The sequence below is a fragment of the Oscillochloris sp. ZM17-4 genome, assembly GCF_019599295.1.
Lineage (GTDB): Bacteria > Chloroflexota > Chloroflexia > Chloroflexales > Chloroflexaceae > Oscillochloris.
On the sequence record NZ_JAIEWN010000003.1, the window covers coordinates 293950 to 314727 of the forward strand.

Sequence of the window (20778 nt, forward strand, 5' to 3'; positions counted from 1 at the left end):
AGCCCTAGATCGTCTGCGACGCCACATGCAGGTGCCGGTCTGCTGTGCTACGATGTAGTTTCACTTGCCCCGCCTTGTGTCTGTACATATAGCCGAGCGCAGAGCGGTTGAGCGCAGAGCGAAGAACAGGGTCGCATCAGAGCGCGATCGGGCGCGCCAATGCTGGCTCAGCCGTTCGGCCCGCCGCTATAGCCTATTTCACCTATGCACTACCCCACGCAGCTCACCCGCGCCGTGCTCGTGCTCGTGCTGCTCGCCCTGGCGGGCACGACGCTCCCTCCGCCTGCCCAGGCCCAGGGGCTGCCCTGGCAAGATAAGGGCACCCCCTTCGGCGTGGTCGCCGCCCTCGGCAACCGCGTGCGCGCCGATGAGATCCCGGCGGCCGTCGCGCTCATGCGCGAGGCCGGGGTCCAGTGGCAGCGCGAGGAGATCTTCTGGGATCGCGTGCAGCAGCACCCCGGCGGCCCCTACGACTGGGACGGCGACGACGCCGGCCGCTATAACTATGACCTGGCGATCGGGGCGCAGGCCGCCGCCGGCATCCAGATCTTGGGTCTGCTCGACTATAACCCGGCCTGGTTCAAGGGCAAGAACCCGCGCCCCGAGGAGTGGATCGCCGACTGGGGCGACTATGTGTACAGCGCGGTCGCCCGCTACGGGCGGGACCGCGGCCAGATCACCTACTGGGAGCTGTGGAACGAGCCGAACCTGGCCGCCTCGGGCTATGAGAGCGGCCTCTACACCGTCGCCGACTTCGTGCGTATCCTGGAGGTCGGCCGCGCCGCCGCCCTGGCCGCCGACCCCAATGCGAAGATCGTTATGGGCGGGCTGGCCCCGATCTGGAGCGAGGCGCCCACGCCGCGCCACTACGACTACTTCGACTACCTCGATCAGGTCGGCCGGCTGGGCGGCTGGCGCTTCGTCGATGTGATCGCCATCCACCCCTACCGCCCCAACACCCCCGAGGGCGACACCTGGCGTCGCGACCAGTCGCTCACCTTTAGCCAGGAGCTGAGCCGGCTCGACGCGGTGCTGCGCGCCTACGGCCCCCGGCCGATCTGGCTGACGGAGCTGGGCTGGTCGACGAGCCAGAGCTATCTGGGCGTCGATGAGGACACCCAGGCCTTCCTGCTGGTGCGCAGCTACCTGCTGGCGATGGCTCACCCGAGCGTTGAGAAGATCTTCTGGTACGACTTCCGCGACGATACGCCGCCGGGCACGCCCTACGAGCGGCCGACCACCAGCCCCGGCGAGATCGAGTCGCGCTATGGCTTGCTGCGCCGCGCCTACCCGCTCGACCCGGCCCGCGGCGACCTGCGCAAGCCGTCGTTTCTGGCCTACCGGACGATGACGGAGATGCTGGGCGGCCTGTCGCTCCAGGGTGTCACGCTCGATGGCAGCGATGGCGTCTTCTGGCATCGCTACGCGGGCGGGGGGCGGCGGGTCGATGTGCTCTGGCGCACGGGCGAATCTGCGCCGATGATCACCGTGGCCTGCGGCTGCCGCGAGGCCCTGGTGCGGGCCTGGAATGGTGAGGTGCGCTACCTGCTGGCGAGCGCCGGCGGGCAGATCGTCATCCACCCGGATCAGCTCGGCGCCCCGCTGTATATCGAGTACGACCCGCCGGCGCGGCCGGGGCGGGCCTTCCCGGCGACCGGCCACAGCATCGGCGGTGACATCCGGGCCTTCTGGGAGTCGCGCGGCGGGCTGGCCCGCTTCGGCTACCCGCTCACCGAGGAGATCGTCGAGCCGGAGCCGGGGAGCGGGCGGCCGCGGGTCGTCCAGTACTTCGAGCGCGCCCGCTTCGAGCACTTCCCCGAGCTGTCCGGCACGCCCTACGTGATCCAGCTCTCGCGGCTGGGCGAGGCGGCGCTGCAGCGCCAGGGCTTCGACTGGCGCAGCCTGCCCTATCAGACCGAGGCCCCGCCCGAGTGCCGGATCTTCCCCGAGACCGGCCGCCGGCTCTGCCCGCCCTTCCTGGCCGCCTGGGAGCAGGCCGGCGGGATCGACCTGGTCGGGCTGCCGCTCACCGAGGCCGCCCCCGTCGCCGACGAGGCCAGCGGGGAGCGCTACGCGGCGCAGTACTTCGAGCGCGCGCGGATCGAGCACCACCCGGTCCAGGCGGGCACGCCCTACGAGATCCAGCTCGGCCTGCTCGGGCGCGAGCAGATCGCCCGCTGGGGCGGGATGCCGTGAATGCTGAATGTTGAATGCTGAATGCTGAACGATCCGGATCATTCAGCATTCAGCATTCAGCATTCCCTACGCGTGATCGTCGCGGTCGTGCAGGAGATCCTCGGGGTGATGGCGGATCTCCAGGCTGCGCGTCTCGATCTCGCGGCGCAGATCGCGGCGCAGCTGCGCGGCGGCCCAGCGCCGGCGCTGATCGGTGGTCTCGATCCTCAGGGGCGTCAGCGGCCGCGGTCGATCATGCTCGTCCATGGCGATCATGGTGAAGTAGCAGGTGATCACATGTCGCACAACCCGGCTCGTGATCGCCTCGGCGGTCACGCGGATCCCCACCTCCATCGAGCTGACGCCGATATAGTTCACCGAGGCGAGGAAGGTGAGCAGCTCGCCGACATGGATGCGCTCGCGGAAGATCACCTGGTCGACCGAGCCGGTGACGACGTAGCCGCCGGAGTAGCGCGAGGCGCAGGCGTAGGCCACCTGGTCGAGCAGCTTGAGCACGTGGCCGCCGTGGACGTTGCCAGAGAAGTTGGCGGTGTCAGGGGTCATCAGCACGGTCATCTCGAGCCGGCGCTGCTGGTCGGTGGGCGCATCTAGTGTCATATCCATGGCGGAGAACCCCTTTGTATCTCAGGAGGTATGCGCGAGACATATATATGTATTATAGAAATCGCCAGATACGCTGTGATATACTACAGGTCGCCCCTGCGCTACAGGCTATTCCCCAGGAGTTCCCATGTCGAATCGGACAGGCGCGCCGCTTCGGGTTGTGATCGGCTGCGCGCCCGAGGATGTGCCGGCCGCCCGTGCGATCGTCCAGCGGCTGCGCGTCGATGGGCAGCTGCCCTGGCTCATGGCCGACGAACTGGCCGGGCGACCCGGTATGCTGCGCACCCTGCGGGCGGCGGTCGCCGACGCCGACGCGGTCATCTTCTGCCTCTCCCGGCGCTCGGCTGGCCCCGATGGGCAGCCCGTCGCCGATATGGCCCGGCTGATCGACGTGGTGCGGCTAGGGCGACCGCCGGTCGGCCTGGTGATCGCGCTGAGGCTGGGCGTCTGTGACATGCCCGATGCGCTTGCGGCGGCGACGGCGATCGAGCTCTTCGGCTACAGCGGCTACGAGCGGCTTCTCGCCACCCTGCGCGACCACGCCGAGGCGCTGCGCCGCGCCGCTGCGCCGCCCCCTGCGCCGGAGCCGCCCGCCGCGCCGGTGATCCCGGCCCTCGGCCTGCGCGGGCGCTACGCCCTGGCCGCCCTTGAGCGCCAGGGCCAGGCGGGTCGGCTTGGGCGCGGCAGCGCCCGCGGCGTGATCATGCTCGCCGCCGACCGGGCGCTGCTGGTCTCTGGCGGCGGCGTCGCGCTGATCGATATCGGCGACCCTCGGCCGCTCTGGTCGATCGACTGCCCGGCCCGCCGCGCGGCGCTCAGCGCCAGCGGGCGGCTCCTGGCGATCGCCGGCGGCGCGCAGATCTTTATCTGGGACCTTCAGGACGGCAGCATGCGCAGCCAGATCAGCGGCCACGGCGGCATCATCCGCGCCCTGGCCTTCAGCCCCGATGAGCGCAGCCTCGCCTCGGCCAGCGACGACCGCAGCGTCAGGCTCTGGCGCTGCGGCGATGATGTGGCGTCGCTGGCCAGCCCGCTCCTGGCAAGCATCCCCGCCCACCCCGACCAGGTCGCCAGCGTCGCCTTCAGCCCGGATGGCGCCCTGCTCGCCACCGGCGGCGCCGACCGCACGGTGCGGATCTGGCGCACCCTCGACCGCACGCTCGTGCAGACCCTCAGCGGCCACGGCGGGGCGGTCGAGGCGCTCGCCTTCAGCGCATCCGGCGACATGCTGGCCGCCGGGTCTCGCGGGCGCAGCCTGCGGATCTGGGCGGCCCGAGGCTGGCGGCTCCTGCATAGCATCGATGGGCACGGCGGGGCGGTGGAGTGCCTGGCCTTCAGCCCGGATGGCAGCCTGATCGCCAGCGGGGCCGCCGACCGGGCCACGCGGATCTGGCAGCTGTCCGACGGCACCCTGCGGCGCACCCTCGGCGGCCACAGCGGGCCGGTCGTCGGCGTGAGCTTTAGCCCTGAGGGCGACCAGGTCGCCACCCTCGGCGAGGACGACCGGCTGCTGATCTGGCGCGTCGCCGACGGCGGCGAGGTGGCGGCCCTGCGCCCGCTGAGCGGCCGGGTGACTGGCCTGGCCTTCAGCCCTGACGGCGGCCGGCTGGCGGTGGGCGGCGGCGACGGCGCGGTGACGATCCACCAGCTGTATGAGGCGGCGGCGCCGCTCAGCCATCACATCGACCACCGTGGCGCGGTGGGCAGCCTGGCCTTCGCCGAGGACGGCGGGCGGCTGATCACTGCGGCGGTCGACCGCACAGTGCGATCATACCCGCTTGGCGGCGGCGAGGGCGCGATCCTGCTCCAGACCCACGGGGCCACCCAGAGCGCGACGGTCGCCCCGGGCGGGCGGCTCATGGCGAGCAGCGACGGCGAGGGCACGGTGCAGATCTGGCAGCTCGGCGCGCAGGGCGGCCAGTTCTGGCGCGTGCTGCGCGGCCTGCGCGGGCGACCGCGCGTGCTGCGCTTCAGCCCGAGGGCCGAGGCCCTCGCCGTGGCCGCCGAGGGCGGGTCCGTGCAGATCTGGCGTCTGAGCGTGCTCGATGGGGAGCAGTCCGGCCCGCAGATGACGATCGCCGGGGTGGCCGGCCGGGTGCGCAGCCTGGCCTTCAGCGACGACGGCGCCTCCCTGGCGACGGGCGCGGAGACGGGGCATGTGCAGATCTGGCAGGTCGCCAGCGGCGCCCTCCACGCATCCCTGGCAGGGCCGGGGCCGGCGGTGGTGGGCCTGACCTTCGCCCCCGACGGGCGCAGCCTGGCCGGCGGGGACGCCTCCGGCCAGGTGCAGATCTGGAAGATCGCTGGCCCGGCTCGCGGGAAGTCTAGCTCGCGCCGGCGCGAGCCGGGCCCGATAAGCGGGCACGCCGGGCACGCCGGCTCGGTCGATCACCTCGCCTACAGCCCCGCCGGCGACATCCTGGCCAGCGGGTCGTCCGATGGGACGGTGCGCTTGTGGCGGGTGTGATGTGCATTCGTGGGGGACGCCGTGTGCATTTGTGGGGGACGCCGTAGGGCCGAAGCATTCAGGCTTGTCGCATAGCGACAAGCCTGAATGCTTCGGCCCTACGTTTGCGCCCGGATCGCGGCGAGCACCCGCTCAGGGGTGAAGGGCTGGTCGCAGACCCAGGCGCCGGTGGCGTTGTAGATCGCCTCGGCGACGGCGGGGGCGAAGGGCACCAGGGGCAGCTCGGCCACGCCGCGCGCGCCGTGGGGGCCCTCGGGGTCGGCCAGCTCCAGGATGATCGGCACGATCTCGGGGGGCGTGTCGAGGGCGGTGGGCAGCAGGTAGCTGCTGAAGTGCGGCGTGAGCACCTGCCCCTCGCGCATCTGGAAGTGCTCAAGCAGGGCGTAGCCGAGCGCCTGGGCCACCCCGCCCTCGATCTGGCCCTCGACCTGCTGGCGGTTGATCGCTCGGCCCACGTCGTGGGCGCTGATCACCGTCAGGACGCGCACCAGGCCGGTGCGGGTGTCCACCTCCACCTCCACGGCCTGGGCCGCGTAGCCGTAGGCGTAGTTCGGCCGCCCGGCGGTGGTGACGGGGTCGAGCGCTGTCGTCGCCGGCGGGCGGTACTGCGCCGTGGCGCGGGCCGGGCGCTCCTCGGCCCGCCACTCGCGCAGGGCGGCCGCGGCAGCGTCCTGCACCGCCCGCCCGGCCATGATCGTCAGCCGCGAGGCCGAGGCCGAGCCGACGTTGGGCGCCTCGGCGCTGTCGTCGCTGATCAGGGCCACCTGATCCAGGGTCAGGCCCAGCCCCTCGGCGGCGATCTGGCGCAGGATGAGGCTCACCCCCTGGCCGACCTCGGCCGCCCCGGCGCGCACCTCCGCCCGCTCGACCTGCGACCCGCCGAACAGCGCGACGCTGGCCGTGGCCTGCTCGGGGAAGCCGAAGGAGTAGCCCAGGTTTTTGATCCCGCAGGCCAGGCCCCAGGCGCGCCTGATTGCAGATTGATGATTGCAGATTGCAGATTGTGGCTGCGACGCTGTGCTTGCCGCTCCAATCTGCAATCTGCAATCTGCAATCTGCAATCGCGAGCGCAGCTCGCCCAGCGCCGCCTCCATACACGCGCGCACGCTCACGCCGGGCGGGAGGGGGCTCTGGGTCGGCTCGATGCTGCCCTCGCGGTAGAGGTTGATCCGCCGCATCTCGGCCGGGTCGATGCCGAGGGCGTGGGCCAGCCGGGTGACCATGACCTCGCTGGCGAGCTGGGCCTGCGGGGCGCCGAAGCCGCGAAACGCCCCCGAGGGCAGGTTGTTCGTGTACACCGCGTAGCCGTCGGCGCTGATGTTCGGCACCTCGTAGCAGCCGCTGGCGAAGAGCGCCGCCACCTTGATCACCTCGGCGCTGGTGGAGGCGTAGGCCCCGCCGTCGGCCACCACCTCCGACTCCACGCCGACGATTCGGCCATCGCGCAGCGCGCCCCAGCGGCAGCGCACCCGCATCGGGTGGCGCTTGTGGTGGGCCAGCATCGACTCGTCGCGGCCCCAGACGATCGCCACCGGCCGGCCCAGCCGCCAGGCGGCCAGGGCCAGCAGGTGCTGCACCGAGAGGTCCTCGCGCCCGCCGAAGGCCCCGCCGATGGCGGCGTAGCGGACCACCACCTGCTCCTCGGGGAGGCCCAGGACGGACGCGATCTGGCGGCGGTCCTCGTGGAGCCACTGGCCGGCGGTCTCGATCACCACCCGGCCCTGCTCGTCCACGTAGGCCACGCCGGCCTCGGGCTGGAGGAAGGCGTGGTCCTGCCAGGAGGTGCTAAACTCGCCCTCAAGCACGACGTCGGCGGCGGACAGGGCGGCGGCGGCGTCGCCCTTGCGGATGGGGCAGTGGGAGAGCAGGTTGCTGCCGTGGCCGGCGTGGACGAGCGGCGCGCCGGGCTCCAGGGCGGCCCTGGGGTCGCTCACCACAGGGAGATCCTCATAGCTCACTCGCACCAGGCGGGCGGCGGCCTCAGCGGCATCGCGGCTCTCGGCCACCACCAGGGCCACCTTGTCGCCCACGAAGCGCACCACGTCGGCGCAGAGCACCGGCTGGTCCGCGTCGATCAGGCCGTAGGCGTTGTGGGGCACATCGGCGGCGGTGAGGACGGCCACGACACCGGGCGCGGCGAGGGCCGCGGCGCTGTCGATCTCCAGGATGCGCGCGTGGGGCCGCCCGGCGAAGACCACCTTCAGGTGCAGCATCCCGGGCCGCACCAGGTCGCCAGGGTAGCGGGCCGCGCCGGTGACTTTGTCCAGGGCGTCGGGGCGCGGCAGCGAGGCGCCGATGAGTGTGTTCATAGTGCTGGGGCGCGGCAGCGCCGCGCTGCTGCGCCCATATAGGGATCCTGAAAGATTCAGTGGGGTGCGCCACTGGGCTACGCTTGCGTATGCTGTATTATCCTTGTGTGGGCGTATCGCGTCAACACCGCACAAGAGGAGCGCACATGGAAAACAGCCGCGCGCGGGTGGGCTGCACGATCTTCCTCGTTGTCCTGATCCTCGGGGTGGCGATCGGCGCGGCCGGCATGGCCGCCTTTCTGGGCGTGGGCATGAACGAGCTGGCGGCGCGGGCCAACGGCCAGGCCGCGCCGGTGCTGGTCGCCGTCACGCCCACCGTCGCCGTCCAGATCGTCGGCGGGGCCGCCCCAGGCCGCCGGCTGGTCTGGCGCGCGCCGATCGCCCTGGATGGCGACACCCGCGAGCCGGACCTGCTGGTGATCAGCCGCAACCACGACCGCAAGAGCGACACGCTGATGCGCTTCAGCCCCGACGCCGGCGCGGTGCTCTGGGAGAGCCCGCCACTGGGCGATGGCGGCACCTCCTGGGTGGTGGCCTATGGCGACCAGTCGGTCATCATCGCCGACGGGGCCACGCTGATCGGGCTGAGCCGCGCCGACGGCGGCAAGATCTGGGAGGCCCCGCTGACCGACAAGATCTTCAACAACGGCTGCCTGAACTGTCTCCAGGTCTTCGGCGACGCGGTGGTGGCCCTGAGCGATGACGGCGAGCTGCAGTCCTTCAGCGCCGCCACGGGCGCGCCGCTCTGGAGCCATCGCCTCAACCAGGCCACGCGCCAGATGGTGCGTGTCGGCGACATGGTGGGCGTCCTCGACAGCCTGGAGAAGGGCGGCAGCGACGCCGGGCTGTTTGTCTACGACCCGCGCGACGGCAGGCTGGCGCGGATGATCGAGCCGACCTGCCAGGAGGCCGAGAGCAGCTATGTTGATCGGCCGCACTACTTCGACCGGTTCCTGGCCGACGCCGACGCGGGGGCGCTCTACTGGCTGCTCAACGGCGCCTCCTGCCTGCTGCGGGTGGAGATGGGCGCGGGCGGAGGCGAGCAGCGTACGTATAATGAGGCATTCCGCAGCTTCGACGAGGACAACACGCTGCTGGCCGACGGGGCGATCTACCTCAGCGCGGGGAAGGATCTCTATGCCGTAGATGCGCGGGGCGAGGTGCGCCTGCTGCTAGGCGCCGAGGACTACAGCCTGCGCCCGCTTGAGGCGCGGCCCGACGCGCTGCTGGTGCTGGCCCAGCGCACCCGCGGCTCGTCGCGGCTGGAGCTCTGGCTGATCGACCCGCAGAGCGGCCAGCAGCGCTGGGCGCGCGTGCTTACGGCGAGCGACCCGATCAACGGCCTATATGACAGCGGGGAATTTGCCGCCCACCTGACCGGCGACGCGCTGGCGCTGATCGAGCAGCAGGGAGACCCGGAGGTGATCTGGTTCGATCTGCTAAGCCTACAGGATGGCACGAGCAGCGTCCACACGCAGCTGAAGGTCAACGATGGCAGCAGCTATATCCGCGGCGTTGCATGGGGCAACCGCACGGCGTGGGCTGCGGCCGATGAGCTGTACGGCGTGAGCCTGGAGAGCGGGGCGACCGTCTCGCGCTGGCCGTAAAGAGGTGAGGGTGTGGGAGAGCTTTGCTCTCCCACACCCTCACCATGCGCACTGTTATTGCTGGCGACACCATGCGTGCTGTATTGGGAAGATGGGCCAGCAAAGCTGGCCCATCTTCCCAATACAGCATCAGCACTGGCTCATCTCGTCGTCGGTGTCGACGTGGGTGGCCATGGCCGCAGTGAGCACGTTATTGAGCAGCACCATCGTCGTCACCGGGCCGGTGCCGCCGGGGACGGGGGTGATCGCGCCGGCCACCTCGACCGCGCTGGCGAAGTCTACATCGCCGCACATGGTGTTATCGGGGCGAACATTGATGCCGAAGTCGATCACCGTGGCCCCGGGCTTGAGCATATCGCCCGTCACCAGGCCGATCTTGCCGGCCGCCGTGACCACAATGTCGGCGCGGCGCACCTTGTCGGCCAGGTTGCGCGTGGCGCGGTGGCAGATCTCGACGGTGGCCTCGGCATTCATCAGCATGGTGGACATCGGGCCGCCCACGATCGCGCTGCGCCCGATCACCACCGCGTCGCGCCCGGCGAGCTCAATCCCGTAGCGCTCCAAGATCAGCATGCCGCCAGTCGGCGTGTTGGGAGTCAGGCTCGGCTTGTTCTGGTTGAGCAGGCCCACATTGATCGGGTGGACGCCGTCGATATCCTTGCGGTGATCGAGGCGCGAGACCGCCGCCGCGCTGTCGTACTTGGCGGGCAGCGGCATCTGGATGATCACACCATCGACGTTGACGTCGGAGCTAAACGTGTGGATGGCGCTCTCAAGCTCGCGCTGGGTGGCCGTGTGGTGCAGGAGGTAGTACTTGAAGTTCATGCCCACGCGGTTGCAGTATATCTGCAGGCTGCGGACATAGCGCTCAGCCGAGCGGTCGCCATAGACATGGATCACGCCGAGGGTCGGCGTGTGGTGGTGTTGGGCGACGTAGGCCGCCACGCGCAGGCTCAGATCCTCCCGCATCTCGCGGGCCAGCGCCCGCCCGTCAAGAATGACTGCTGCCATAGCACTCCCTTTTTTGTGCAACGCTAGACCATGGGCGGGTAGGCCTATCGCCCGCCGTGCTAGAGGAAAACTCCACCATATATCTGGGATATAGGTATTATATACTGAGTCCTTGCATACGGCTGGTTGTGATCTTGCCACTCCTCATGTTGCGATATCCCAATCGTTCACAAATGCTCATCCTCCGGTGTGATCGCATGGTGATGCGGTCACTGCTTATGTCGTAGATATGCCCATGACGAGCCCGACCCAGCCGGAACCCCGGCTCAACCTGCCGGCGGCGCTGCTGCTCGCCGCACTCTTCGCCAGCCTGACGCTGGTGCTGTCGGGCGTGCTTGTGCGCGCGCTGCCGGGCTGGCGGCCGGGCTATATAGTGGCAGCTAGCTTCGTCGTGGCCGTCGAGGCGGCCCTGATCCGCTACCGCATGCGGCGCGACCGCGACCTGATCGCCAGCGGGCTGAGCTACATGGCCGCCGAGCTGTTCGCTCTGGCGGTGCTGATGCGTGCCGTGGCCAGCCTGAGCCAGGGCCTGGCGGGCCTGCCGGCGATGGGCCAGCTCTGGCTGCGCTCGCCGCTGGCGGCCCTGGACGATATCTTCTTCGTCTTCCTGGCGGCTGGCCTGGCCGTGGGCCTGCTCGTGCGCTGGGCGATGATCGAGCTCGACGAGCTTGAGCCGCGCGGCGAGAGCCGCCCATCAGACAGCACCATCGACACCGATGTCTTCCGCAGCGCCGCCGAGGGCCGGCAGATCCAGTCCCTCAGCCGGCTCAGTGCGGGGCTGGCCTGGGGCGGCGTGATCATCCTGGTCGGCCTGGTGGCCCAGGTGGTGAACGTGAGCCGGATTGGCGGGCCGCCGCTGGCCCTGAGCGCGTCCAGCGGCGCGGCCGGCATGATCTACCTGCTCTGCGCGATGACGCTGTATAGCCGGGCGCGGCTGGGGCTGCTGCGCGCCCGCTGGCACCTCGACGGCAGCGAGGTGGAGCCGGGGGTGCTGCGGGGCTGGGGCCGCTCAAGCCTGGCCGTGATCCTGTGCGTCGGCCTGCTCACGCTCTTCCTGCCGCGCAGCTATGGCATGAGCCTGCTCGACGCCATGCGCGGGAGCGGTGTGGCGGCCCTGAACATCCTGGCCGTGATCATGATCGACATCGGGCTGCTGGTGATCGCCCTGATGGGGCTGCTGCTGAGCATCCCGGCCATGCTGCTCGCGCTGCTGGGCTTCGGCGCGGGCGGCGGCGGCGGCGAGTCCCCGGTGGTGCCGCAGCCGATTGCCGCGCCGCCCGCGCCCGATCTGGTGCGCGACCCGCCGCTGCTGCCGGCGCTCATCTTCTGGGCCTGCGTAGTCATCCTGGCCGGCTACGCGATCTGGCTGGTGGCCCGCCGGCAGGACTGGGCCGGCCGCGCGGCCTACTGGCTGCGCACGGGGGCTCTGGCGCGGCTCTGGGCCGCGCTCAGCGCGCTCTGGAGCGGCACACGGCGCTACGCCCGCCAGGTCGGCGCGGCCCTGGCCGAGCGGGCGCGCGGCCCGGACGGCGGGCCGTCGCCGCGCGCCCGCTTCCGCCTGCGCGGCCTCTCGCCCGGCGAGCTGGTGCGCTACTTCTACCTCTCGACCCTGCGCCGCGCCGAGGGGCGCGGCATCGGCCGGCGTCGCGCCCAGACCCCCCGCGAGTATGAGTCCCAGCTGCGCGGCCACCTGCCCGAGGCGGCCGACGACATCGCCGCGCTGACCGACGCCTACGAGGCGGCGGCCTACGCGCCGCGCCCCGCCGCGCCCGAGGACGCCCGCCGCGCCCGCCCGCCCTGGGAGCGCCTGCGCCGCATCCTGCGCGGGCCGCGCTCCCGCGACTCGTAAGGGCGCAGCAGCGCCGCGCTGCTGCGCCCTTACACCTCCCGCCCGCCCGCCGCTAGGCGAGCACCTCGCGCAGCACATCCAGCGGCAGCCCGTCGAGGCTGTCCGCGTCGCTGGAGGCCAGGCTCCCCCAGAGCAGCACGCCCTCCGCCGAGATCCCGTGGCGCAGGTCGATGGTGCGCATGAGCCAGCGCAGGGCCAGGATCTGCGCGTCGGTGTTCTGCGCCGGGGCCGCCGGCCAGCCCGCCGGGCGCTCCAGCCCCACGCCGATGCTGCTGCGGTTCAGGTTGTACCAGGTGCCGCTGAGCGTAGCCATCCCGGCGTGCCATGCCGCCTTGTCCTCGTCCACCAGCTGCGTGATCGCCCCGTCGAGCCCGACGTAGTAGTGGGTGGCGAAGCGTGACCCCAGCGCCGTCATCGCCGCCAGGGTGTCATCCGCCGCGCCGGGCAGGCCGTGCAGCACCAGCATGTCGATCGCCCGGCCGCCGCGCTCGCCCCAGGCCGTCGCCTGCGGGCTGGCCCGCACGATGTGCAGGTCCACCGCCGTCGGCGGCTCCCACGCGCCGTCGGGCTGCGGGGCGTCGGCCTCCTCCATCGCCGCGCCCAGCACCGCCATGCCCTGGCTGCTGGCCAGGTCGCGCAGCCGCTTCACCGCGCTCCAGTTCGGCACCACGTTGTAGAGCGCGTCCAGCGCGTAGACCTGGATGGCGTAGGTGGTCTGCTCCAGCTTGATCTGCGAGCCCTCGCCCAGCGGCGCGCCGATATTGAAGCCGCGGGCCAGCTGGTGGAAGGCCCAGTCGGGGTGGTAGGTCGCCCCAGCCTGCTTGTAGGTCGCCGCCAGCAGCGCGTCGCGCAGGCGGACGCCGGCCGGGTCGGTGACGGCGGCGATCTGGCTGAGCATCTTGATGTCGGACCAGTTCGGCACCAGGTTGTAGAGCGTGTCGGCGGCGAAGGCCTGGTAGGCGTAGGCCTTGCCGTCCACGCTGATCTGGGCGCTGTTGCCGATCGGCGGGCCGAGCTTGGTCGTCATGGCGAACTGGTGCATGGCCCAGTCGGCGTGGAAGGTGGCGCCGCCCGAGGCGTAGGTGGCCTCCAGCAGCATGCGGCCCAGGCCCGAGGGCGGGATGCTGCCGCCGAGCAGCCCGGAGAGCGTCTTCACATCGCCCCAGTTCGGCACCTCGCAGTAGAGCGTGTCGCGGGCGAAGGGCTGGTAGTTGTAGGTCTTGCCGTCGGCCATCAGCTTGGTGCTCTGGCCCATCGGCATGCCCAGGCTGTGGCTGACGGCGTACTGGTGGAAGGCCCAGTCGGGGTTGTAGCCCTGGGCGCCCGAGCGCTTGCCGTAGCTCTCGTTGAGCAAGGCCTCCAGCAGCGCCTCGTCGCTGGGGGTGGGCGTGCCGATCGGGCCGGGGGACGGCGCTGGCGGCGGGGCCACATTGCTCATGTACGCCTCCACCTCGCCCCAGACCCAGTCCTTCGTCACCGCCCACCCCGGGCAGCTCTTCTGGTTGGTGTAGTCGCGGTGGAAGGAGATCAGCTGGCGCGGCGGGATCTGCAGGCGCCGCGAGATGCCGGCCATCACCGCCTTCGCGTGCTCCCACACGGCCCCGGCCGGCCGCACGTGGTCGAAGGAGCCGACCATCTCCAGCCCGATCGAGTACCAGCCGGCGGCCAGCGAGCCGTTGCCGGTGCCGGCGTGGATGCCGATCTGCGACATCGGCGTGGCCAGCCAGACCCCGTCTGGCCCGGTGTAGATGTGCGGGCCGGACGTCCAGCCCTTGCCGGCGTAGAAGCGCTGCATGCCGCGCATGGTGCTCAGCCCGGCCCACTGGGCCTCGGTCGGCACGGCGGTGTGGTGCAGCACCAGCCGCGAGGGGGCCAGCCGTCCGAAGTCGTAGCCGGCCACGTAGCTGTTCCACTCGGCGATGCTCAGCTTGCGGTTGATGAAGGGCGGCGCGCCCTCGGTGGGGAAGTCGGCCATGGGGCCTCCTATGCATTGCAGATTGCAGATTGCAGATTGCAGATTGCAGGCGACTGTGCTGAGCGTATCATAGCAGATCGGAACCCCCAACCCCCAACCCCCAGGGCATGTGCAACGCCCTGCGCGCCCCCCTGGCTGGCGACTGACGTCGCGCCGGCAGGGCGCGCTGCGCCGGGCGTCGGCCTGCGCCGACGCCGGATCCGCCCACGAAGGTGGGCGGTCGGCCGCAGGCCCCCGCGACGCGGCTTCAGCCGCCAGCGACGTTGCACACCCATGTTGACGATCCGCCCGCCACACGGTATAGTACCGGGAACCTGTCGGCCGCCTATGCGTGAACGAGGTCATCCCGCCCGCCATGGCTCCGAAAGCCACATCTCAGCATCTACAGTCGACATCGCTGCCCCCTGCGCCTGCCTGCGCGGGGGTTTTTTGTAGCTTGCCGGCAGTTTGCAATCTGCAATCTGCAATCTGCAATGACCCAAGGAGGACACCCGATGAGCATCGAGTGGGAAGATAAGTTCGCCCGCGAGGGCCTCACCTTCGACGATGTGCTGCTCGTGCCCGCCGAGTCCCAGGTGCTGCCGGCCAAGGCCGACGTGGGCACCTGGCTGACCCGCAAGGTGCGCCTGAACATCCCGATCGTCAGCGCGGCCATGGACACCGTCACCGAGCACCGCCTGGCGATCGGCCTGGCCCGCGAGGGCGGCATCGGCTTCATCCACAAGAACATGTCGATCGAGGAGCAGGCCGAGATGGTGCGCAAGGTCAAGCGCTCCGAGAGCGGTATGATCACCGACCCGATCACCCTCGCGCCCGACCGCACCGTCGGCGACGCCTTCGACCTGATGGCCGAGTACCGGATCAGCGGCGTGCCGATCTGCACCGTCGAGGGCGACCTGGTCGGCATCCTCACCAACCGCGACCTGCGCTTCGAGACGGACCGCACCCGTCCGATCAGCGACCTGATGACCAGCAAGAACCTGGTGACGGTGCCCGAGGGCACCACCCTGGAGCAGGCCAAGGCCGTGCTGCACAAGCACCGCATCGAGAAGGTCCTGGTGGTGAACGCCCGCGGCAAGCTCAGCGGCATGATCACCGTCAAGGACATCATGAAGCAGATCGAGCACCCCAACGCCTGCAAGGACGAGCAGGGCCGCCTGCGGGCCGGCGCCGTGATCGGCGCGGGCGGCGACTTTATCGAGCGGGCCGGCGCCCTCATCCGCGCCGGCGCCGATGTGCTCAACATCGACACCGCCCACGGCCACTCCCAGGGCGTCCTCGACGCCGTGCTGCGCGTGCGCGAGGCCTACCCCAGCGTCCAGCTGATCGCCGGCAACGTCTCCACCGCCGCCGCCACCATCGCCCTGATCGAGCGCGGCGTGGACGGCGTCAAGGTCGGCCAGGGCCCCGGCTCGATCTGCACCACCCGCGTCGTCACCGGCGCCGGCATGCCCCAGATCACCGCCATCATGGAGTGCGCCCGCGCCGCCGAGCGCCACGGCGTGCCGGTGATCGCCGATGGCGGCATCAAGTACTCCGGCGACATCCCCAAGGCCCTCGCCGCTGGCGCCCACAGCGTCATGATCGGCTCGCTCTTCGCCGGCACCGAGGAGAGCCCCGGCGAGACTATCCTCTACGAGGGCCGCAGCTACAAGACCTACCGCGGCATGGGCAGCATCGGCGCGATGAAGCGCGGCTCGGGCGACCGCTACTTCCAGGGCGGCGAGGGCAAGAAGCTGGTGGCCGAGGGCATCGAGGGCATGATCGCCTACAAGGGGCCGCTGGGCGACACGGTCTTCCAGCTCGTCGGCGGCCTGCGCGCCGGCATGGGCTACGTCGGCGCCAAGGATGTCGAGACCCTGCGCCGCGAGGCCCGCTTCATCCGCATCACCATGGCCGGCCAGATCGAGAGCCACCCCCACGATGTGACGATGTGACAAGCTATGAATACCACCATCCCCACCGGCTTCGAGGACACCATCGACGTAATGCGCGCCGGCCACGAGCGCATCCTGGCCGCCCTGGAGGCCCACGGTGTGGCCTACGAGCCCTACCCGCGCGCCATCCCCGACCCGCGCCCGCGCGGGCGGGCCGCCGCCCGCGCCTTCCCCATGCAGGGCGTGCTCAAGTACCACGGCCTGAGCGACTGGCCCTCTCGCATCGCCTACCTGCCCTCGATCTCGCTCAACAACAGCGCCGCCCACACCACCACCTGCGTCGAGTTCAGCCCCGACCTGGCCGAGGACAGCGCCGCGATCGGCGGCGCACCCGCCGCCGGGCGCGACCTCGACCGGATCGTGCAGACCCTCGACGCCGTGCGCGGGCTCACCGGCGCGCGGACCCGCGCCCGCGTCACCTCGCGCAACGTGCTCCAGTCGCGCACGCCCGGCAAGGGGCTCGGCACCAGCGCCTCGGCTTCGGCCGCCCTGGCCCTGGCCGCCCTGGCCGCCCTCTACGGCCCGGATCTGGCCGGCAACCGGCGCTTCCTCAGCTGCTTCGCCCGCCTCCTGGCCGGCTCCGGTTGCCGCAGCGCCGCCGGCGGCTTGGCCCTCTGGCTCAGCTACCCCGGCCTGTCCCACGCCGACAGCTTCGCCGTGCGCCTCGACGGCGAGGGCCAGCTCGACCAGGCTCGCCTGATCACCGTCCCGATCGACTCGCGGGTCGGCCTGAAGACCGAGTCGGCCCACCACGACGCCCCGCAGAGCAGCTTCTTCAAGAGCTGGATGCTCAGCCGCGCCGACGAGATCATCGAGCTGCTGGGCGCGATTAGGGCCGGCGACTGGCGCACCGTCGGCCAGCTCGCCGAGATGGACAGCATGCGCCTGCACGGCGTGACGATGTCGGGCAGCCGCGAGAACAAGCTGATCGGCTGGGAGCCCGAGAATATCGCCCTCTTCCGCATGTGCAACGACCTGCGCGCCCGCGGCGTGCCGGTCTACGCCTCCACCGACACCGGCCCCACCGTCGTCTTCATCACCCACCGCGACCACGAGGACGCCGTGGTCGCGGCGATCGACGGCCTGGGCCTGGGCCTAGAGACGGTGCGCGGCCACATCGCCGGCCCGGCCGCTCTGATCGACCCCGACGAGGCCATCGCCGAGATCGGCGGGTAACAGTAAGGGCGCAGCAGCGCCGCGCTGCTGCGCCTTTACATTACGCTACGCCCCGCTACTTGTTAAACCGGAAGTGGCAGATGTCACCGTCCAGCACAATATACGTCTTCCCCTCAAGCCGCACGGTGCCGGCCTTCTTCGCCTCGGCCATGCCCCCCGCGCTCATCAGGTCGTCGTAGGCCACCGTCTCGGCGCGGATAAACCCCTTCTGGATATCGGAGTGGATCGTCCCGGCGGCCTCGACGGCGGGCGTGTCGCGGCGGATCGGCCAGGCCCGCACCTCGTCCTCGCCGGCGGTCAGGAAGCTGATCAGCCCCAGCAGCTCGTAGGAGCGCTGGATCACCACATCGCGGGCCGGCGCGCTGATGCCCAGGTCGGCCATAAACGACTCGGTGTCGGCGTCATCGAGCTGGGACAGCTCAGCCTCGATCTTGCCGCACAGGGCCACCACCGCGCTGTTGCGGAAGGGGTAGCTCAGGGTGGGCGGGCTGCCGATCGCATCCTCGCCCATATTCAGCGCCACCAGCATCGGCTTGGCGGTGAGGAACTGGTAGCCGCGGATCATGCGCTCCTCCTCATCGCTCATCTCCACATTGCGGATGGGCGTCTCGGCCTCAAGGGCCGCCTGGAGGCGCAGCAGCAGGTCGCGCTCGGCGATGCGCAGCTCCTTATCCTTCGTCGCCATCTTCGTGATCTCGGCGGTGAGCCGGGTCAGCCGCTTCTCGATGATCGCCAGGTCGGAGAAGATCAGCTCCAGATCGACGGTCGCGATATCGCGGGCCATATCCACCGAACCCTCGGGGTGCGGCACCGTCTCGTCGGCGAAGGCGCGCACCACGTGCAGCAGCGCGTCGGCGGTGCCGAGGTAGTTCAGCAGCGCCGGGGGCAGCCCGCCGCCCTGCTGGCCGCCGCCGCTGATCCCTGCCACATCCACATACTGCACGTCGGCGTAGGTGACCTTGCGCGGCTTAAACATCAGCGCCAGCGCCTCAAGCCGCTTGTCGGGCACCTTCACCATCGCCAGGTTCGGCTCCAGCTGGCCCGACGAGTAGGCCGTCGTCTCCACCGTGCCGCGGGTCAGCGCGTTGAACACGGTCGTCTTCCCGCTATTGGCCAGCCCAATGATCGCAAGCTTCATAACAATCTGTATCTTTCATAACGATAAGTGTCTTCAGGCGAGTACACCGTCTGAGCGTACCTGAAGGGGTTAAATAGGGATGGTGTGGAGAGGGACAAGCCCTCTCCGCGCCTCTCCCAACCCGGCATACTGTACGAGACGCACGCTTCGCGCCCTTCGCGTTCGCGTTTTCCGCGCCCTTCCGCGCCCTTCGCGATCCCGATCCGCCAGTATACCCGGTGCCTGCGCCCCGCGCAACCCGGCCCTGTAGCCTCCGGGCCTCCCCCTTAACCAAATTTTCCCCTGGCGGCGTTCCCCCGCTTCGCTATAATGAACCATGTACCCATCCGCACAAAGAATCTTTCGCCGCCTGGTATGCCGGTTGCTATCTGTGAGAGCATCTGCTGCCACATGGTTTGTCAGCTGCTCTTATATATGATGATCATTGTGCGCCCGTGCGAAACTTTTTGGGTGGGTTCGGCGTTTGACTCTGTAGAAGGGTAGCGCCTATCTGCGCCGGGAGCCTCGCAAGGCGTGCTCGTAAGCATGCTCCCTTCTGATGACCTCCGCAGCCTCATCGGCCGCGCACAATCGCGTGACTCTGGCGCAATCAGCGAGATCTATAACCTCTACGCTAGGCTCATTCTGCGCTATATCTACCTTCGGGTCGGCGAGCACGAGCTCGCCCAGGATCTGACCCAGGAGGTCTTTATTAAGGTTATTCACGGGATATCACGCTTCGAGTACCGTGACGAGAAGTCCTTCCTTGGCTGGCTCTACACCATCGCCTCAAATGTCCTCAGCAGCCACCAGCGCCGGCGCCGCCTCATCTCCACATCCTTCGACCGCCAGGACAATCTGATCGACCTGCGCAGCCAGGACGACGCCCGCACGATCACGGATCGTGTGGCACTTCAGCATGCGATCGGGCAGCTGACGGCGGACCAGCAGCAGGTGTTGACGCTCCGATTCTTCGCCGATATGAGCAATATCGAGATCGCGGGCGCGCTGCGCCGGACCGAGGGCGCCATTAAGGCGCTTCAGCACCGGGCCATCCACCGCCTTCAGCGCATCATGGGCCGTGAGTCTGATGAGCGCCAGATCTCCGATGCCTCGGCAGCCTCTGCTGGCCCGTTCGCGGATATGTCATCAGTCCCACTCGAAGGCCCGACCGGAGATTAAGCGTTGCGCGTTGATCTGACATCTATCCTCGATATGGCCCTGGCTGAGATGCGCGCCGGGGCGAGCGTCGATGAGTGCCTCCAGCGCTACCCCGACTATGCGGCTGAGCTGGAGCCGCTGCTGCGCACCGCTGTGGCGATCCGTCGCCAGGCGTCTGCCGCGCTGCCGCCCTCTCTTGAGCAGTGGCTCGCCAGCAGCCGAGGTGAGATTGAGCAGATCGCCCGCGACGCCTACGCGCCCCCCGCCCCGTCGGGCTGGCAGATCGGCCGCTCGCTCTCCCAGCTCTTCGCCGCGCTCTTCCGCCGCAGGATGTCTCGTATGGCCACCGCCGCCCTCACCACGCTTCTGATCTGCACGATGGCGCTCGTCGGCGTCGATGTCGCCGCCGCCCGCACGCTCCCCGGCGATGCGCTCTACCCCTGGAAGCTCTTCTCTGAGGAGACTCACCTGCGCCTCGCGATCACTCCCGACTCCCGCATTGACCAGGCGGTCGCGATGGTTGAGCGCCGCGTTGTTGAGATCAGCTCCCTCGCCGGGCGCGCCGGTGCGCGCCTCGACCAGTACCAGCAGAGTGTCGCCGAGCTTCAGACGCAGTTTCCCCGTGCCCTCAGCGCGCTTCAGGAGGCGAGCCCCTCGGCGCGCCGCCTGGCCCTCGTCCGCCTCAGCCGCCTGATCGATAGGGCCTCCATGGATCTCCAGGGCGCCGCCGCCCAGAGCCCCGACGCTGCGGCGCTGGGGCGAGCTGCGGCGCTGGTGTCTGACCTACGGGCGACTCTCCCCGCCGATGCCCCCGACGCTCCGGTGGTCGTCCTCTCGCTCGCGACGCCGATGCCGCCGCCGACCCCTGCGCCGACGGCCGTGCCCGTCGCTACGCCTGCCGCGCCTGCGGGCCTATCGGCCCCTACCCGCGCGCCCTCGCCTCGCCTTACGCCCTCCCCAACCTTCCCGGTCTTTACGGCGCCCAGCCCTGGAGTCTCTGGCGATGAGGGCGCGCCTTCTGCCAGCCTGACGCCGACCACTACGCCGACGTTTGATCTGCGCCAGCCTGATGTGTCGCCTGTGGCGCGCGAGTCCCCGGCCCCGCCGACGCGGACTGTCCCCCCGACGCGGACTGTCCCCCCGACGCGGACGGCGGGCCTATCTCCTGTCCCGCCGACGCCAATCGTCGCGCCAAATAATAGCCAGACCTCATCGGCTATCGCCCCCACCGATGCGACGGCGACCCGCACGGCGACGGCGACCCGCACGGCGACGGCGACCCGCACGGCGACGGCGACCCGCACGGCGACGAGCACGCCAACGGCGACGAGCACGGCGACGAGCACGGCGACGAGCACGGCGACGAGCAC

At 70.1% G+C, this 20778-nt stretch carries 13 protein-coding genes; 8 read left to right on the forward strand and 5 right to left on the reverse strand.

Translation table 11 applies throughout. The annotated features are described in order from the left end of the window. Positions 1-204 precede the first annotated feature (204 nt). Positions 205-2196, forward strand: a complete 1992-nt coding sequence (locus tag K2Z83_RS04825; protein WP_220594027.1) for a hypothetical protein — start codon at positions 205-207, stop codon at positions 2194-2196. Between the two features lie 66 nt (positions 2197-2262). On the opposite strand, the gene K2Z83_RS04830 is transcribed toward K2Z83_RS04825, so the two are convergent. Further along, a complete protein-coding gene (locus K2Z83_RS04830; protein WP_255603292.1) occupies positions 2263-2799 on the reverse strand; it encodes an acyl-CoA thioesterase in 537 nt (178 codons plus the stop codon). 127 nt (positions 2800-2926) lie between these two features. Here K2Z83_RS04830 and K2Z83_RS04835 point away from each other — a divergent pair, with 127 nt between their 5' ends. Next, positions 2927-5266, forward strand: a complete 2340-nt coding sequence (locus K2Z83_RS04835) for a WD40 repeat domain-containing protein (protein ID WP_220594028.1) — start codon at positions 2927-2929, stop codon at positions 5264-5266. A 98-nt stretch (positions 5267-5364) separates the two neighbouring features. Here the strand turns inward: K2Z83_RS04835 and K2Z83_RS04840 are convergent, their stop codons facing one another. After that, positions 5365-7575, reverse strand: a complete 2211-nt coding sequence (locus tag K2Z83_RS04840; RefSeq protein WP_220594029.1) for a xanthine dehydrogenase family protein molybdopterin-binding subunit — start codon at positions 7573-7575, stop codon at positions 5365-5367. Between the two features lie 146 nt (positions 7576-7721). On the opposite strand from K2Z83_RS04840, the gene K2Z83_RS04845 reads away from it, so the two are divergent. Then, the gene (locus K2Z83_RS04845) at positions 7722-9182 is read left to right on the forward strand and encodes a PQQ-binding-like beta-propeller repeat protein (RefSeq protein WP_220594030.1); all 1461 of its coding nucleotides are present in this window, start codon (positions 7722-7724) and stop codon (positions 9180-9182) included. Between the two features lie 129 nt (positions 9183-9311). Here K2Z83_RS04845 and K2Z83_RS04850 read toward each other — a convergent pair whose 3' ends face one another. Beyond that, a complete protein-coding gene (locus tag K2Z83_RS04850) occupies positions 9312-10193 on the reverse strand; it encodes a bifunctional 5,10-methylenetetrahydrofolate dehydrogenase/5,10-methenyltetrahydrofolate cyclohydrolase (protein WP_220594031.1) in 882 nt (293 codons plus the stop codon). Positions 10194-10428: 235 nt separating this feature from the next. Here K2Z83_RS04850 and K2Z83_RS04855 point away from each other — a divergent pair, with 235 nt between their 5' ends. Next, a complete protein-coding gene (locus tag K2Z83_RS04855; RefSeq protein WP_220594032.1) occupies positions 10429-12042 on the forward strand; it encodes a DUF4129 domain-containing protein in 1614 nt (537 codons plus the stop codon). 52 nt (positions 12043-12094) lie between these two features. On the opposite strand, the gene K2Z83_RS04860 is transcribed toward K2Z83_RS04855, so the two are convergent. Continuing rightward, positions 12095-14017 (reverse strand): N-acetylmuramoyl-L-alanine amidase, encoded by a 1923-nt coding sequence (locus tag K2Z83_RS04860; RefSeq protein WP_220594033.1) that lies wholly within the window; start codon positions 14015-14017, stop codon positions 12095-12097. A gap of 494 nt (positions 14018-14511) precedes the next feature. Here K2Z83_RS04860 and guaB point away from each other — a divergent pair, with 494 nt between their 5' ends. Both guaB and K2Z83_RS04870 read left to right on the forward strand, forming a co-directional pair. Next, complete coding sequence (guaB, locus tag K2Z83_RS04865; protein WP_220594034.1) at positions 14512-15954, forward strand: IMP dehydrogenase; 1443 nt, start codon at positions 14512-14514, stop codon at positions 15952-15954. A 6-nt stretch (positions 15955-15960) separates the two neighbouring features. Continuing rightward, positions 15961-17130: a diphosphomevalonate/mevalonate 3,5-bisphosphate decarboxylase family protein gene (locus tag K2Z83_RS04870; protein ID WP_220594035.1), complete on the forward strand. Its 1170-nt coding sequence runs from the start codon at positions 15961-15963 to the stop codon at positions 17128-17130. A 55-nt stretch (positions 17131-17185) separates the two neighbouring features. Here K2Z83_RS04870 and ychF read toward each other — a convergent pair whose 3' ends face one another. After that, a complete protein-coding gene (gene ychF / locus K2Z83_RS04875) occupies positions 17186-18268 on the reverse strand; it encodes a redox-regulated ATPase YchF (protein ID WP_220594036.1) in 1083 nt (360 codons plus the stop codon). 525 nt (positions 18269-18793) lie between these two features. Between ychF and K2Z83_RS04880 the strand changes: the two genes are divergently transcribed. Beyond that, complete coding sequence (locus tag K2Z83_RS04880) at positions 18794-19429, forward strand: RNA polymerase sigma factor (RefSeq protein WP_220594037.1); 636 nt, start codon at positions 18794-18796, stop codon at positions 19427-19429. A 3-nt stretch (positions 19430-19432) separates the two neighbouring features. After that, positions 19433-20778 (forward strand): DUF5667 domain-containing protein (locus K2Z83_RS04885; RefSeq protein ID WP_220594038.1); only part of this gene is annotated, 1346 nt, incomplete at its 3' end.

What these genes read in the sequence shown, in the direction of transcription:
- K2Z83_RS04870 (WP_220594035.1), top strand. Translation starts at nt 15,961, where the DNA reads ATGAATACCACCATCCCCACCGGCTTCGAGGACACCATCGACGTAATG.
- K2Z83_RS04860 (WP_220594033.1), bottom strand. Translation starts at nt 14,017, where the DNA reads ATGGCCGACTTCCCCACCGAGGGCGCGCCGCCCTTCATCAACCGCAAG.
- K2Z83_RS04855 (WP_220594032.1), top strand. Translation starts at nt 10,429, where the DNA reads ATGACGAGCCCGACCCAGCCGGAACCCCGGCTCAACCTGCCGGCGGCG.
- K2Z83_RS04825 (WP_220594027.1), top strand. Translation starts at nt 205, where the DNA reads ATGCACTACCCCACGCAGCTCACCCGCGCCGTGCTCGTGCTCGTGCTG.
- K2Z83_RS04850 (WP_220594031.1), bottom strand. Translation starts at nt 10,193, where the DNA reads ATGGCAGCAGTCATTCTTGACGGGCGGGCGCTGGCCCGCGAGATGCGG.
- K2Z83_RS04845 (WP_220594030.1), top strand. Translation starts at nt 7,722, where the DNA reads ATGGAAAACAGCCGCGCGCGGGTGGGCTGCACGATCTTCCTCGTTGTC.
- K2Z83_RS04840 (WP_220594029.1), bottom strand. Translation starts at nt 7,575, where the DNA reads ATGAACACACTCATCGGCGCCTCGCTGCCGCGCCCCGACGCCCTGGAC.
- K2Z83_RS04880 (WP_220594037.1), top strand. Translation starts at nt 18,794, where the DNA reads ATGCTCCCTTCTGATGACCTCCGCAGCCTCATCGGCCGCGCACAATCG.
- K2Z83_RS04830 (WP_255603292.1), bottom strand. Translation starts at nt 2,799, where the DNA reads ATGGATATGACACTAGATGCGCCCACCGACCAGCAGCGCCGGCTCGAG.
- ychF (WP_220594036.1), bottom strand. Translation starts at nt 18,268, where the DNA reads ATGAAGCTTGCGATCATTGGGCTGGCCAATAGCGGGAAGACGACCGTG.
- K2Z83_RS04835 (WP_220594028.1), top strand. Translation starts at nt 2,927, where the DNA reads ATGTCGAATCGGACAGGCGCGCCGCTTCGGGTTGTGATCGGCTGCGCG.
- guaB (WP_220594034.1), top strand. Translation starts at nt 14,512, where the DNA reads ATGAGCATCGAGTGGGAAGATAAGTTCGCCCGCGAGGGCCTCACCTTC.